Raw genomic sequence first — 14,589 nt, 5'->3', positions numbered from 1 at the left:
AAGCACCGCTATCGGGAGCAAGCCCCTTCCCACATTTTTAACCGCGCTCTTCCTGATGTTCCGGCTTCGGCTCGCGAATCTTGTACCAGGCCACATACAGCGCCGGCAGGAACAGCAGCGTCAGCAGCGTGGCAATGATGATCCCGCCGATCATCGCGTAGGCCATCGGCCCCCAGAACACTTCCCGCGCAATCGGGATCATGCCCAGGCTTGCCGCAGCCGCCGTCAGCAGGATCGGCCGGCGCCGGTGTTCGGTGGCTTGCACCACCGCATCCCACGGCGTGTAGCCGGCCAGTTCATATTCCTCGATTTGCGTCACCAGGATCACCGAGTTGCGGATGATGATGCCGATCAGCGCCAGAATGCCAAGGATCGCCACGAAGCCCATGGGCGTGCCGGTGGGGACCAGCGCCAGCACCACGCCGATCAGCCCCAGCGGCGCGACGCTGGCCACCAGGAACATCTTCTGTACGCTGTGCAGCTGGATCATCAGGAAGGTCGCCATCAAAAACAGCATCAACGGCACCACGCTGGCAATCGGGCCCTGGGCCTTGCTGCTTTCTTCCACGGTGCCGCCGGTGGCGACCTTGTAGCCCACCGGCAGGCCGGCGTTGAACGCATCGATCTCGGGCTTGAGCTGCTTGACCAGATCGGTCGGCTGCATCGCGTCGCGCACCGCCACCTTGAGGGTGATGGTCGGCTTGCGGTCGCGGCGCCACACCAGCGGTTGCTCCAGCTCATAACGCACGGTGGCGAAGGCCAGCAGCGGAATCGAGACGCCGTTGGGCGTGACGATCTGCAGGTTCTGCAAGGTTTCCGGCGTGCCGCGCTCGGCATCTTCGGCGCGGCCGACCACGTCGATCAGGTAGATATCGTCATGCACCTGAGTCACCGACGCGCCGCTGACCACGCTGTTCATCAACTGCGCCACGTCTTCGGAAGACAAGCCCAACTGCCGCGCCTTGTCCTGGGCAATCTCGATGCGCAGGACTTTGCCCGGTTCGTTCCAGTCGTAAATGATCTCGCCCAGGTGGCGGTTCTTGTCCAGCAAGGTCGCCAGTTCGATGGCGTGCTTGCGCACTTGGTCAGTGTCTTTGCCGGAGACGCGGTACTGGATCGGCCGCCCCACCGGCGGGCCCATCTCCAGCGGCTGCACAAAGCTGCCGACGCCGACGAAATCCTCACGCAGGCGTTTTTGCAGGCGCGCGATCAATTCGCCGCGCGCCTTCAGGCCCTTGCTGACGATCACCAACTGCGCGTAGTAGGGGTTTTCCAGTTGTTGGTCGAGGGGCAGGTAGAAACGGATCGCGCCCTGGCCGATGTAAGTGCTCCAGCGCTCGATATCCGGGTCGTCCTTGATGATCGCTTCGAGGCGGTCGACGGCTTTGCGGGTTTCGTTGATCGAGGCGTTTTGCGGCAGGTTGAGGTCGACGAGGATCTCCGGGCGGTCCGACGACGGGAAGAACTGGTTCTGCACAAACTGCATGGAAAACACCGACGCCGCGAACAGCGCCACGGTGATGCCGATGGCCCACCAGCGGTTGCGCATCGCCCACAGCATGCCGCCATTGAAAGCGCGGCCGATGCGCCCCGGTTCGGCACTGTGGGGTTTCACGTTGGCGCTGAGGATATGCACGCCGATCACCGGCGCAAACAGCACCGCCACCACCCACGACACCAGCATCGCCACGGCAATCACCGCGAACAGGGTGAAGGTGTACTCGCCCGCCGAACTGGCGTTGAGGCCGATCGGCACAAACCCGGCCACGGTCACCAGGGTGCCGGTGAGCATCGGGAACGCGGTGGAGGTGTAGGCGTAGGTCGCCGCCTGCGCCTTGGTTTCGCCTTTTTCCAGGCGCGTGATCATCATCTCCACGGTGATCATCGCGTCGTCCACCAGCAAGCCGAGCGCGATGATCAGCGCCCCCAGAGACACGCGCTGCATGGTGATGCCGCTGTATTCCATGAACACGAACACCAGCGCCAGCACCAGCGGGATCGAGCACGCCACCACCAGCCCCGCACGCAAGCCGAGGCTGATAAAGCTCACCACCAGCACGATCACCACCGCTTCGAACAGCGCGCTGGTGAAGCCGCCGACGGCCTCTTGCACCACTTCCGCCTGGTCGGAGACCTTGTAGACGCCGACACCCACCGGCAGGTCGGCGGTCAGTTCGTCCATGCGCGTGTGCAGGGCCTCGCCGAACGACTGGATATTGCCGCCCTTCTGCATCGCGATCGCCAAACCGATCGCCGGCTTGCCGTTGAAACGGAACATTGGCGTCGCCGGGTCAACGTAGCCGCGGCTGATGTCGGCGACGTCCGCCAGGCGATAGAAGCGGTCGTTGAGACGCAGGTTGACGTTGGCCAGGTCTTTTTCCGAGGCGAACTGCCCGGACGTCCGCACGGAAATGCGCTCCGGCCCGGCTTCGATCACCCCGGCCGGGGTCACTGCGTTCTGCGCCTGCAGGCTCTGCACCACCTGGCGTTGGTCGATCCCCAGGGCCGCGAGTTTGCGCGTGGAGAAATTCAGGTAAATCACTTCGTCCTGCTGGCCGATCAGCTCGACCTTGCCCAGGCCCGGCACCGCACGGATCTCGGCGCGCGCCTGCTCCACGTAGTCGCGCAGCTGGCGCATCGACAGGCCGTCGCTGGTAAAGGCGTACACCGAGCCGAACACGTCACCGAACTCATCGTTGAACGACGGCCCCTGCAAGCCCTGGGGGAAGCTGCCGCGAATATCGTCGATCTTCTTGCGCACCTGGTACCAGATCTCGGGGATCGCCTTGGCGCTGGTGGTGTCCTTGAGGTACACAAACACCGTGGACTCACCAGGCCGGGTGTAACTGTCCACGTAGTCGAGGGCGTCGAGTTCTTCGAGTTTTTTCTCGATGCGGTCGGTCACCTGTTTGAGCGTTTCTTCCTGGGTCGCGCCCGGCCAGCGGGTCTGGATCACCATGGTTTTGATGGTGAACGAAGGGTCTTCCTCGCGGCCCAGGTTCTTGTAGGAAAACACGCCCATCAGCAGCGCGACGAACATCAGGTACCAGATGAAGGACTGATGCTTGAGGGCCCATTCGGATAAGTTGAAGCTCCCTTTCATCGCGGGCTGTCCTCGTCGATCTTGACTGTTTGCCCCGGTTGCAGGCTGTTCACACCGGCGACGATGATGCGCTCACCGGGCTTGACCCCGCCGCTGAGCACAACGCTGTCGGCGTCACGACTGAGCACCGTGACTTCACGCGGCTGCACGGTCCGGCTTTGGGTGTCCAGCAGCCAGATCCGCGTTTTGCCGTCGATTTGCTGCAAGGCGCTCAACGGCAGTTCGATGCGCGGTGGGATGGCCGAGCTCAAGGTCACGCTGATCGCCGTACCCAGCAGAAAGGCCGCCGGCGTGTCGGCCAGGGTCAGGCGCGCGCGACGGGTGCGCGTGGCGCTCTGGGCCTGGGGCTCGATTTCGCGCACGGTGGCAGTGGTGTTCACGCTGGGGTCGAGTTGCCCGGCGACAAGGAACACCACATCGGGCGGCAGGCGCTCGGCGAGGCCGGCGGGCAGGTCGATCACTGCCTCCTTGATGTCCGGGCGCGCCAGGGTCACCACTTGCTGGCCCGCGCTGACCACCTGGCCGGCCTCGGCGTTCCAGGCGGTAACGATGCCGCCATGGTCGGTACGCAGTCGGGTGTAGTTGAGCTGGTCCTTGGCCTGGTTGACCGAGGCCTGTGCCTGGTCGAGGCTGGCCTGGGTGGTTTTCAGGTCGGTCTGGGCTGCGTCCAACTGGGCCTGGGCGCCGACGCCACGGTTGAACAACGCCTGCTGGCGACGGGCGCTGGCCTGGGCGTTGATGAACTGCGCCTGCACGCGGGCGAGGTCGCCTTGGACCGCGCGCAGTTGGTTCTGCTGATCGGTGGGGTCAAGTACGGCGAGTACCGCGCCCTTCTCCACCTCAGCGCCGACATCCACGGTGCGGTGGGCGATGCGCCCGGGCACGCGGAACCCCAGGTTGCTTTCGTAGCGCGCCTGGATGGTGCCGGCGAAACGGCCGAGGGTTTCCTGGTCTTCGGCTTTCACTTCCATGGACAACACCGGGCGCACGGGGTCGGGTGGCGGGTCGTTCTTGGAGCAGGCCAGCAGCAACAGGCTGGCGGCGAGCAGGCCGGTCAGGCGCATCATGGTTGCACTCCTTGGGCCTGGGCCGAGTCGGGCGGCTGGGCGATTTCGACGCGCATGCTGGGGTGCAGCAATTGCCCGCCGGCCACCACGACTTTTTCACCGCCCTGCAGACCGTCACTGATGATCACCTTGCCGGTGAGGTAACGCGCCACACTGACCTTGCGCAGCTGCGCCAGGCCGTCGCCATCCACCAGCCACACGGCGGGGGCGCTGAGGTCTTTGGTCAGCGCCGACCATGGCAGCTCGATGCTGGGCTTGGCCGGACCGTTGGCGGTAGCGCTGACCACCGAGCCCAGATGCATGCCCGCGGGCAGGGCCTCCAGAGCGATTTTGACTTGCACCGTACCGGTATTGGCAGCGACGGCCGGGGTAACTTCGCGGACGTGGCCCTGGACCTTGATATTGGGGTTATCCAACAGGCTCACCGTGATCGGCGCATCGGCCGGCGGTTCCACCAGCAACGACTCGTACACATCGAATACCGCGTCGCGCTCGCCCTCGCGGGCCAGGCTGAAGATCGGCACGGTGGCCTGCACCACCTGGCCCACTTCAGCCTGGCGCGCAGTAATCACTCCGGGGGCCTCGGCGAACAGCGCGGTGTAGCCCAGTTGCTCGCGGGCATTGGCCAGTTGCGCCTGGGCGGCGGCCAGGGCGCTTTGGCTGCTGCGCAACGCGGCCTGGGCGGTGTCGTATTCACTGCGGCTGGTGTAGCCCTTGGGCAGGAGTTTTTCCTGGCGCACGAACGCGGCAGCGGTCTGCTTGACCCGCGCCTGCTCGGCCACGACCTGGGCCTGGGCGGAGTCGACACTGCTCTGCAAGTCCTTGGGGTCGAGCTTGGCCAGCACTTGCTTGGCGCTGACATGGTCGCCCACATCGACCATGCGCTGAATGATCTTGCCCCCCACGCGAAAGGACAGATCGGTTTGCACCCGCGCCTGGATATCGCCGGTCAGCGTGACGGCCACTGCGTAGTCAGTCGGCTGCACGGTCTGCACGAACACCCGCGCATGCTGCTTGGGCTCGGCTTTTTCCTGGCCGCAGCCGCTCAGCAGCGCCAACAGGCCAAGTGCGAAAATAACTGTCGAAGGGTGACCGCCCATGCAGGCTCCTTTACGTGATGCCAACTTGCCGGAGTGTAGGCGACTACGACCTTATAGCAGGGTTCCATGTGCATGGATGGCGCCCAACGCCAATGGTTCCGAAGCCAAACGAATGCCCACGCTCAAGACGCCGGGTAGCCCGGCCTTTATTGGCATAAACCGTCCATTTTTGATACCGAAATATCACATTGATATCGCCCAACAGGATAACCGCCGGATTCGCGGGGTTGGCCAATGACGGCTATGGTTGTGGGGTCTGTGATTCGAGGGAATGAACAATGAACGAAGCGAAACCGATTGATCCGCAGGAGCTGGTGAAATGGTTGGTGGCATTGCGCAGGGCGATCAACGCCCGAGTGCGGTGAAACGCTGAAAATCCACTGTGAGATAAAAATCAAATGTGGGAGGGGGCTTGCCCCCGATAGCGGTATGACAGTCACCGATGCATTGACTGAACCACTGCTATCGGGGGCAAGCCCCCTCCCACAATTTTGAGCGCATTCCAAATTCCACCCATAAAAAAACGCCGACGCTATGCAAGCCGTCGGCGTTTAAACCTTGAAAGGTTTTACCGCTCGATCAGAACGCCGGCACGACTGCGCCGTTGTACTTCTTCTCGATGAACGCTTTGACTTCCGGGCTGGTCAGGGCCTTGGCCAGTTTCTGGATAGCAGCGCTGTCCTTGTTGTCCGGGCGCGCCACCAGGAAGTTCACATACGGCGATTTGGCGTCTTCGATGATCAACGCGTCCCTGGCCGGGTTGAGGCCAGCTTCCAGGGCGTAGTTGGTGTTGATCATGTCCAGGTCAACCTGGTCCAGCACACGTGGCAACAGGGCTGATTCCAGCTCTTTGAACTTCAGGTTTTTCGGGTTGCTGGCAATGTCTTTTGGCGTCGCCAGCGCATTGGTCGGGTCTTTCAGGGTGATCACACCGGCCTTCTGCAGCAGCAACAGGGCACGGCCGCTGTTGGAGCCTTCGTTCGGAATGGCCACGGTGGCGCCATCTTTGAGCTCAGAAATGTTTTTGATTTTCTTCGAGTAACCGCCGAAGGGTTCAACGTGTACGCCCACTACGGTGACCAGGTTGGTGCCCTTACCTTTGTTGAAGTTTTCCAGGTACGGCAGGGTCTGGAAGTAGTTGGCGTCCAGACGCTTCTCGGCCACCTGCACGTTGGGCTGTACGTAGTCGGTGAAGACTTTGATTTCCAGATCCACGCCTTCTTTGGCGAGGGTCGGCTTGACCAGCTCGAGGATCTCGGCGTGCGGGACCGGGGTAGCGGCCACTATCAGCTTTTCGTTGGCCTGGGCGAAGCCCGCAGTCAGGGCAGCCGCCAGTGCGGTAAACAACAGAACCTTTTTCATGAGTGTCCTTATCGACATTCCGGGGCGTCTCTGACGACCGTATTGGTGTGGAGTGCCAGCGAAGTGCTATCGCGGCGTGAGAGTGACAATACCTAGATTTTTTATTCCCGAACAATACCTTTTATTCAGGTTGATATTCCATTTTGCTCATGTAGGAATTTGCGCAAGGTTTCCCGTTCGGCCGCATTGGCGCTTTCGAATATCCGCTGCACCTGCTCCAGCGGCGAACCGGCGCTCGGCAGGTTCAAATGCTCCGGCAAGATTTCGTCACCGCTGCTGACCAGCAAGGCAAAGTGGATGACGTTCTCCAACTCGCGGGTATTGCCCGGCCAGCTGTGGTGTTCCAGCACGCGCTGGGCCGCGTCGCTGATCAGCGGCACCGGCAGGTCCAGGCGCTGGCTGTAGATGCCGAGGAAGTATTCGGCCAGGGACAGGATGTCGCCGACCCGCTCGCGCAAGGCCGGCAGGTCCAACCGGCCTTCGCTGAGGTAGTGGAACAGGCGCTCATTGAACTTGCCTGCGGCCACGGCCTGGGCCAGGTCGATGCTGGTCGCCGCCACCAGGCGCACGTCCACAGGGCTCGGTTGATGCGCGCCGACGCGGGTGACCTCGTGGTTTTCCAGGGCGGCGAGCAATTTGACCTGGATCGGCAACGGCAAGTCGCCGATCTCATCCAGGTACAAGGTGCCGCCGTTGGCCGAGCCGAACCAGCCGGCCCGGCTGCTCGCCGCGCCACTGTGGGCGCCGGCCGCGTAGCCGAACAGCTCGGCATCGGCGTAGGTCGGGCTGATCGCGCCGCAATTGACCGAGACAAACAGCCCGGCGCGGTCGCTGCCCCGATGGATATGCCGCGCCAGCAACTCTTTGCCGCTGCCGGTCTCGCCACGGATCAACACCGGCAAGGCGCGGGGCGCGAGGTGTTCCAGCGCTTCGCGCAGTTGCCGCGAACGCGGGTCGACGAACACCAGTGCCTTGGCGCGGATGCTCAGCGGGCTTTTTTCGGCGTCGGGGAAGGTCAGCAGCGGCTGACCGAAGGTTTCATGCAGACTCATGGCAGGCTCCCGCCCCCAATCCGCTCAGGGATGGGGCGTTGAAAAAGGTTCAGGCCGAGCGCCGGGCGTGATGCTCCAGGCGGCTTTGCAGGCGATAGAGATACGCGAAACCCTGCTCCCAGCGCTGGTGGCCGGACTTCACATTGATATGCCCGGCACCGGACAAAATGCCGGCTTCAGCACCCCAGTCGCGCGCCAGCTCCATGGCCCTGGGGGCGCTGACGGCACTGTCGTTGTCGGAGCTGACCACCTGGCTGGGAAACGGCAGCAGGTCGCGTGGAATCGGCGCGAAGTTACGCAGCGCGGGGGCACAGGCCGGGCGTTCGACATCCGCCGGCGCCACCAGCAACGCCCCGCGCACCTGCCGCAAAAATTGCAGCGGGGCAGTGGCAGCCCAGTGGACCACGGTGATGCAGCCCAGGCTATGGGCGATCAGAATCACTGGCGTGCTGTCGGCGGCGATCGCCTCGGCCAGCGCGGCCACCCAGTCTTCGCGACGCGGCGTCAGCCAATCGGCCTGCTCCACCCGGGCGCTGTTGGGCAGGCTGTTCTGCCAATGCGTTTGCCAATGATCTTCTGGCGATCCTTGCCAGCCCGGCACGATCAGGTAACGAATCGATTCGCTGTGCATGGGTGTGCCCTCCTGCAGCGTTTAACGTTGCTGGACAGTATAGGGACGGGGTTTATATTCGTTAAGGAATAAGAAGCTATTTATTAATAACTAAAAAATCAAACTATGGGAGGGGCGGTGTATCAGCTAGCGCATTCATCAATTGATCCACTGTCATCGGGGGCAAGCCCCCTCCCACATTTAACAGCCGGGCTTGCCCGCGATCGCGAGAGCCCAGGCCACACATCTATCAGCGCCCGCGATCGCGACGCAGTAGTTTTTTCACGCGCATGACCAGCGCCTTGTCTTCAAACGGCTTGAGTAAATAATCATCTTCATGCAATTCCAAGTCGCGCAGACGGTCTTCGATCCCACCCGGGCTGGTCAGAAACAATACCGGCGTCTCGCCTTTGTGCCGAATCGCCTGCTGCAACTTCCAGGCATTCTGCCCGGGCAGCATCACGTCCAGAATCACCAGGTCGTACTCGTTGCCCTCGACAAGCCGCTGGGCGGCCATGCCGTTGGCCGCAACTTCCACGGAATAACCGGCCTCGTTCAAACCCTGGGCCATCCGCTGTGCTTCTTCGGATTCATGTTCCACTAACAGCACGCGCATAACACACCTCGATTGATCAGACCTGCAGGCTAACACCCTCAGGTGTGCGCCGCCTCACGCAGGCGCTGTGCATCGAGGATTTCGATCTCGCCATAGCCCAGGCGCACGATGCCCTGGGCTTGCAGGTCCTTGAGCAAGGCGTTGGTGGTCTGGCGCGACAGGCTCAACATCGCCGCCAGGTCTTCCTGGGGTAACTGCAGCCGGCGTTTTGAGGGTTCGATGTCGCCGTACCCTTCAATGATCATCAACAAACGATGGGCCAGCCGCACCGAGGCGGGCATCAGGCTGAGCTGTTCGAGGCCGATGAAACTCAGGCGCAACTTTTGGCTCATCAGCAAGGCCAAGTCGCGCCAGTACTGCGGGGTTTCATCGAGAATGTCGAGCAATGCCTGCTGGGGCACCTGCAACAGCCTGCACGGCCCGACCGCACAGGCGTCGTGGGTGCGCGGCAGGCCATCGAACAGGCAGATTTCACCGAACCAGTAGGGCGACTCCACCAGGCTGAGCAGCGCTTCCTTGCCCTGCTCATTCACCGCGCTGATCCGCAAACTGCCGTCGAGCACCGCATACAAGCCGCAGGGTGGGTCACCGCGCTTGAACAGGTATTGCCCCGCCGTCAGCAGCCGCAGCCGCGCGTGGGCCAGCAGACTATGCTGAAAAGCGCCGGGCAAGTGGCTGAACCAGTGCCCGGCAGCCAGCCGGGGTCGCCATTGCTCTGCGTTCATGAGAACTCCGAAGATTGTCGCCCAGCTGACAGTTAGGCGAAGGCTGACAGGGCATGATCAAACATCCTACAGGAGGAATAACAATGAAAAGCCTCGTCGACCACCTCAGTCAATACGCCGCCTACCACCGCGACCCGCGCAATATCGCCAGCCACTTTATCGGCATCCCGCTGATCGTGGTCGCCGTCGCCGCGTTGCTTTCACGCCCGGAGTGGCCGCTGGCCGGGCTCTGGCTGTCGCCGGCGCTGATCGTCGCGCTGCTTGCGGCGTGGTTCTACCTGCGCCTGGAACTCGCGCTGGGCGTGCTGATGAGCGTGCTGATGGGCTTGTCGGTGTGGGCCGGGCACGTGCTGGCGGCGCAAAGCACGCCGGTCTGGCTGAGCAGCGGCATCGGTATGTTCGTGGTGGGTTGGGTGATTCAGTTTGTCGGGCATTACTACGAAGGCAAGAAGCCGGCGTTTGTGGATGATGTGTCGGGGCTGATCGTCGGGCCGTTGTTTGTGGTGGCGGAGTTGGCGTTTTTGCTGGGGTTGCGGCACGAGCTCAAAGAGCAGATTGAACGCCGCTCCGGGCCAGTCGCTCGCCGCGATCTAAAGCCGAGAGAAGTTTGAATGTGGGAGGGGGCTTGCCCCCGATAGCGGTGGGTCAGTCAATATCTTCAGTGACTGATCCACTGCTATCGGGGGCAAGCCCCCTCCCACATTTGTTATTGCAGTGTGTTCAGGCTTTTTGCCAGACCTTGGGTTTGAAGAACAAGGTCTCGCCCCGCGCCAGGCCGATCAGGCTGTCGTGGTCTTTCACCACTTCGGCTTCGATCAGTTCGCTCTGGCCTTCGACTTTCAAGGTCACCCGCGTGGTCGCCCCCAGCGGCCGGATATCGCGCACTTCGGCGGCATGGTGGTCTTCCAGTTCATGGCGCGACAGCGACACTTCGTGGGGGCGGAACAGCACGTGTTGGTCGCCCCCCAGGTGCAGGCGGTTGGAGTCGCCGAGGAAGTGGTAGACGAAATCGCTGGCCGGGTTTTCGTAGACGTCGCCCGGTGAGCCGATCTGCTCGATCACGCCTTTGTTCATCACCACGATACGGTCGGCAACTTCCATCGCCTCTTCCTGGTCGTGGGTCACGAACACCGAGGTCAGGTTGATATCTTCGTGCAGGCGCGCCAGCCAGCGGCGCAGCTCTTTGCGCACCTTAGCGTCGAGGGCGCCGAAGGGTTCGTCGAGCAGCAGCACTTTGGGCTCCACCGCCAGGGCGCGGGCCAGGGCGATGCGCTGGCGTTGGCCACCGGAGAGTTGTTCCGGGTAGCGGTCGGACAGCCAGTCCAGTTGCACCATGTTCAACAATTCGTGGACTTTGACCGCGATCTGGCTTTCGTTCGGGCGCTGGTTCTTCGGCTTCATGCGCAAGCCGAAGGCGACGTTATCGAACACGGTCATGTGGCGGAACAGCGCGTAGTGCTGGAACACAAACCCGACGTTGCGATCACGCACGTCGTGGCCGGAGACGTCTTCACCGTGGAACACGATGCTGCCGGTATCCGGGGTTTCGAGACCGGCGATGATGCGCAGCAAGGTGGTCTTGCCGCAGCCGGAGGGCCCCAGCAACGCCACCAGCTCGCCACTCTGGATGTCCAGGTTGATGCTGTTCAGGGCCTTGAAGGCGTTGAAGTTCTTGCTGACATTACGGACTTCGATGGACATGGATTATTCCTCAGCCGCAGCTGCGCGCAGGCGGTTGATACGGTTCTCGCTCCACTGCTTGAGCAGCAGGATGAAGAGCGCCAGGATCAGCAACAGACTCGCCACCGCAAACGCGGCGACGTGGTTGTATTCGTTGTAGAGAATCTCGACGTGCAGCGGCAACGTGTTGGTCACGCCGCGAATGTGGCCGGACACCACCGACACCGCGCCGAACTCACCCATCGCCCGCGCGGTACACAGCACCACGCCGTAGATCAGGCCCCATTTGATATTCGGCACGGTGACATGCCAGAACATCTGCCAGCCATTGGCGCCAAGCAGCCGCGCGGCTTCTTCTTCCTGGGTGCCTTGTTCCTGCATCAGCGGGATCAGCTCCCGGGCCACGAACGGCACGGTGACGAAGATGGTCGCCAGCACAATGCCAGGCAAGGCGAACACGATCTGGATGTCATGCGCCTGCAGCCACGGCCCAAAGAAGCCCTGGGCGCCGAACATCAGCACATAGACCAGGCCCGCGATCACCGGCGACACCGAGAACGGCAGGTCGATCAGCGTCACCAGGATGCTCTTGCCACGGAACGAGTACTTGCTCACGCACCATGCGGCGCTGACGCCGAACACCACGTTGAGCGGCACCGAGATCAGCACGGCGACCACCGTGAGCTTGAGCGCCGACAGCGCATCGGGCTCGAGGATCGCGGTGAAGAACGCGCCGAGGCCATTCTTCAAGCCCTGGGACACCACGATAAACAGCGGCAGCACCAGGAACAGGAAGAACACCAGCCAGCCCAGGCTGATCAGGATGCGCCGCGACAACGCACTGCCACGCCGGGCAGCGTTGGCCGAGGACGCGGCGGAGATAGACGATTGGGACATGTTCCGCGCCTCCTTATGGGTGTTCGATGCGCCGCTGCAGCAAATTGATCAGCAGCAGCAACACGAAGGAAACCACCAGCATCAGCACACCGATGGAGGTGGCGCCGTGGTAGTCGTACTGGTCGAGCTTGACCATGATCAGCAGCGGCAGGATCTCGGTCTTCATCGGCATGTTGCCGGCGATGAAGATCACCGAACCGTACTCACCGACGCCACGGGCAAACGCCAGGGCGAAGCCGGTCAGCCAGGCAGGCAGCAACGCGGGCACGAGGATGTAGCGAAACACCTGCAACGGCTTGGCGCCCAGGCAGGCGGCGGCTTCTTCGATTTCCCGGGGGATATCGGCGAGGACCGGCTGCACCGTGCGGACCACGAACGGCAACGTGACGAAGGTCAGCGCCAGGGTGATGCCCAAGGGGCTGTAGGCGATCTTGAAGCCCAGGTCGGCGGCGAACTGGCCGACCAGGCCGGTCGGGGTGTACAGCGCGGTCAGCGCGATACCGGCGACGGCGGTGGGCAGGGCGAACGGCAGGTCGATCATCGCATCGATGATCTTGCGCCCGGGGAAGGTGTAGCGCACCAGCACCCAGGCCAGCAGCGTGCCGATCAGGCCATTGATCAGCGCGGCGTACAGCGCGGTGCTGAAGCTCAACTTCAATGCCGCCAGCACACGCGGTGCGGTGATGATGTTCCAGAACTGATCCCAGGTAAGTTGAGCGGCGTGTACAAACATCGCCGCGAGGGGGATGAGTACGATCAGGCTGAGGTACACCACGGTGTAGCCCAGCGTCAGCCCGAAGCCGGGTATGACGGGGGAAATACGACGCGACATAAAAGTCCTTGGTTAGCAGGTCTGACACACAAAACCCGCAGGTGAATGCGTGCTCTGTAGGAGCGGGCTTGCCCGCGAAAAACGTCAACGATAACGCGCACATTCTGGGTGCATGCGGTGCCTGGACCTTCTTCGCGAGCAAGCTCGCTCCTACAGAGGGCGGTGTTTTTATTGCGCCGAGTAGATCTGGTCGAACACGCCACCGTCGTTAAAGAATTTCGGCTGCGCAGTTTTCCAGCCGCCGAAGTCTTTGTCGATAGTCACCAAATCCAGCTTCGGGAACTGCTGGGCGTATTTGGCGGCGATTTTCTCATCGCGTGGGCGGTAGAAGTTCTTCGCCGCAATCTCCTGGCCAGCCGGGCTGTACAGGTGCTTGAGGTACTCGGTAGCGATCTCGGTGTTGCCCTTTTTCTCGGCGTTCTTGTCGACCACGGCCACAGGCGGCTCGGCGAGGATCGACAGGGACGGTACGACGATGTCGAACTTGTCGGCGCCGCCGTTTTCTTTCAATGCCAGGAACGCCTCGTTTTCCCAGGCCAGCAACACGTCACCCTGACCGTTGTTGACGAAGGTGATGGTCGAACCGCGCGCCCCGGTGTCGAGGACCGGTACGTGCTTGAACAGCTCTTTGACGTATTCCTGCGCCTTGGCTTCGCTGCCACCGGCTTTCAGGCCATAGGCCCAGGCGGCGAGGAAGTTCCAGCGCGCACCGCCGGAGGTTTTCGGGTTCGGGGTGATGACCGCCATGTCTTTCTTGATCAGGTCGCCCCAGTCCTTGATGCCTTTGGGGTTGCCCTTGCGCACCAGGAACACGATGGTCGAGGTGTACGGGGTGCTCGCATCCGGCAGGCGGGTCTGCCAGTTTTCCGGCAGGGTCTTGCCCAACTTGGCGATTTCGTCGATATCACCGGCCAGGGCCAGGGTCACGACGTCGGCACGCAGGCCGTCGATCACCGCACGGCCCTGTTTGCCCGAGCCGCCGTGGGATTGCTGGATCTTGACGCTGTCGCCGGGGTGGGACTGTTTCCAGTAGCTGGTGAACTCAGCGTTATAGTCCTGGTACAGCTCACGGGTCGGGTCATACGAGACGTTGAGCAACTCGTAGTCCTTGGCAACGGCAGACCCGGCAAACACGGCGCTGGCCAAGGCAGCCAGGGCGTAACGGCGAATCGACGACATAGAAAGCTCCTGAAATTCCGGGGTGTTGGCTGACGACTGTAGGAGCGAGCTTGCTCGCGAAAAACGTCAACGATAACGCTGCACATCAGGTGCAACGCGTTGCCTTCAAGCTTTTCGCGAGCAAGCTCGCGCCTACAGGGGCATTTCTTATAGTGATGGGTCTATCGCCGCTCTTGCTCAGGCCGGTTTGTTACCCGGGTTCTGCAGGCGGAATTTTTCTTTGCGTTCGATCTGTACTACTTGAGCGTTGTGTACAGTGATTTCCACCGCGCCAAAGCGCAGATCGCGCAACGCGCTCTGGATCTCACGCAAAATGGCTGCTTCGTCCTGGCCGTCGACGCTACGTAGAGATGCGCTCATGGTCTC

Annotated in this window: 14 protein-coding genes; 1 reads left to right on the top strand and 13 read right to left on the bottom strand. The window is 62.2% G+C overall.

The genetic code is table 11. The features are described 5' to 3' along the window. Positions 1 to 37: 37 nt before the first annotated feature. The 8 genes from MOQ67_RS02290 to MOQ67_RS02255 form a co-directional block, all read right to left on the bottom strand. The gene (locus MOQ67_RS02290) at positions 38 to 3,103 is read right to left on the bottom strand and encodes an efflux RND transporter permease subunit (RefSeq protein ID WP_102617778.1); all 3,066 of its coding nucleotides are present in this window, start codon (positions 3,101 to 3,103) and stop codon (positions 38 to 40) included. Beyond that, on the bottom strand, positions 3,100 to 4,170 hold the full coding sequence (locus MOQ67_RS02285; RefSeq protein WP_198717686.1) for an efflux RND transporter periplasmic adaptor subunit: 1,071 nt from the start codon (positions 4,168 to 4,170) through the stop codon (positions 3,100 to 3,102). Before MOQ67_RS02285 ends, MOQ67_RS02290 begins: the two co-directional genes overlap by 4 nt. Further along, a complete protein-coding gene (locus MOQ67_RS02280; protein WP_198717687.1) occupies positions 4,167 to 5,270 on the bottom strand; it encodes an efflux RND transporter periplasmic adaptor subunit in 1,104 nt (367 codons plus the stop codon). The genes MOQ67_RS02285 and MOQ67_RS02280 overlap by 4 nt, the downstream gene beginning before the upstream one ends. A 579-nt stretch (positions 5,271 to 5,849) precedes the next feature. Further along, positions 5,850 to 6,632, bottom strand: coding sequence for a MetQ/NlpA family ABC transporter substrate-binding protein (locus MOQ67_RS02275; protein ID WP_017848601.1), 783 nt, complete (start codon positions 6,630 to 6,632; stop codon positions 5,850 to 5,852). Between the two features lie 125 nt (positions 6,633 to 6,757). Next, positions 6,758 to 7,684, bottom strand: coding sequence for a sigma 54-interacting transcriptional regulator (locus MOQ67_RS02270; RefSeq protein WP_198717688.1), 927 nt, complete (start codon positions 7,682 to 7,684; stop codon positions 6,758 to 6,760). Between the two features lie 49 nt (positions 7,685 to 7,733). After that, positions 7,734 to 8,315 carry an alpha/beta hydrolase gene (locus tag MOQ67_RS02265; RefSeq protein WP_198717689.1) on the bottom strand — a complete coding sequence of 194 codons (582 nt, stop codon included), beginning with the start codon at positions 8,313 to 8,315 and terminating at the stop codon, positions 7,734 to 7,736. A gap of 229 nt (positions 8,316 to 8,544) precedes the next feature. Beyond that, positions 8,545 to 8,910 carry a response regulator gene (locus MOQ67_RS02260; protein ID WP_017848604.1) on the bottom strand — a complete coding sequence of 122 codons (366 nt, stop codon included), beginning with the start codon at positions 8,908 to 8,910 and terminating at the stop codon, positions 8,545 to 8,547. A 38-nt stretch (positions 8,911 to 8,948) separates the two neighbouring features. Beyond that, positions 8,949 to 9,635, bottom strand: a complete 687-nt coding sequence (locus tag MOQ67_RS02255) for a Crp/Fnr family transcriptional regulator (protein ID WP_017848605.1) — start codon at positions 9,633 to 9,635, stop codon at positions 8,949 to 8,951. Positions 9,636 to 9,718: 83 nt separating this feature from the next. On the opposite strand from MOQ67_RS02255, the gene MOQ67_RS02250 reads away from it, so the two are divergent. Continuing rightward, the gene (locus MOQ67_RS02250; protein ID WP_102617782.1) at positions 9,719 to 10,246 is read left to right on the top strand and encodes an Mpo1 family 2-hydroxy fatty acid dioxygenase; all 528 of its coding nucleotides are present in this window, start codon (positions 9,719 to 9,721) and stop codon (positions 10,244 to 10,246) included. A 109-nt stretch (positions 10,247 to 10,355) separates the two neighbouring features. Here MOQ67_RS02250 and MOQ67_RS02245 read toward each other — a convergent pair whose 3' ends face one another. From MOQ67_RS02245 to oscA, 5 genes are all read right to left on the bottom strand, one after another. Continuing rightward, positions 10,356 to 11,336, bottom strand: a complete 981-nt coding sequence (locus MOQ67_RS02245) for a sulfate/molybdate ABC transporter ATP-binding protein (RefSeq protein WP_017848607.1) — start codon at positions 11,334 to 11,336, stop codon at positions 10,356 to 10,358. 3 nt (positions 11,337 to 11,339) lie between these two features. Next, positions 11,340 to 12,212: a sulfate ABC transporter permease subunit CysW gene (cysW, locus tag MOQ67_RS02240; protein ID WP_017848608.1), complete on the bottom strand. Its 873-nt coding sequence runs from the start codon at positions 12,210 to 12,212 to the stop codon at positions 11,340 to 11,342. 13 nt (positions 12,213 to 12,225) lie between these two features. Beyond that, on the bottom strand, positions 12,226 to 13,044 hold the full coding sequence (gene cysT / locus MOQ67_RS02235; protein ID WP_017848609.1) for a sulfate ABC transporter permease subunit CysT: 819 nt from the start codon (positions 13,042 to 13,044) through the stop codon (positions 12,226 to 12,228). 168 nt (positions 13,045 to 13,212) lie between these two features. Then, positions 13,213 to 14,223 carry a sulfate ABC transporter substrate-binding protein gene (locus MOQ67_RS02230; RefSeq protein ID WP_046488790.1) on the bottom strand — a complete coding sequence of 337 codons (1,011 nt, stop codon included), beginning with the start codon at positions 14,221 to 14,223 and terminating at the stop codon, positions 13,213 to 13,215. 177 nt (positions 14,224 to 14,400) lie between these two features. Then, the gene (oscA, locus tag MOQ67_RS02225; protein ID WP_010565387.1) at positions 14,401 to 14,583 is read right to left on the bottom strand and encodes a sulfur starvation response protein OscA; all 183 of its coding nucleotides are present in this window, start codon (positions 14,581 to 14,583) and stop codon (positions 14,401 to 14,403) included. Positions 14,584 to 14,589 lie beyond the last annotated feature (6 nt).

It is taken from the genome of Pseudomonas sp. LY-1 (genome assembly GCF_053502595.1).
Note: the sequence above shows the minus strand (reverse complement) of the source record. Positions and strands in the feature narration are given on the sequence as shown.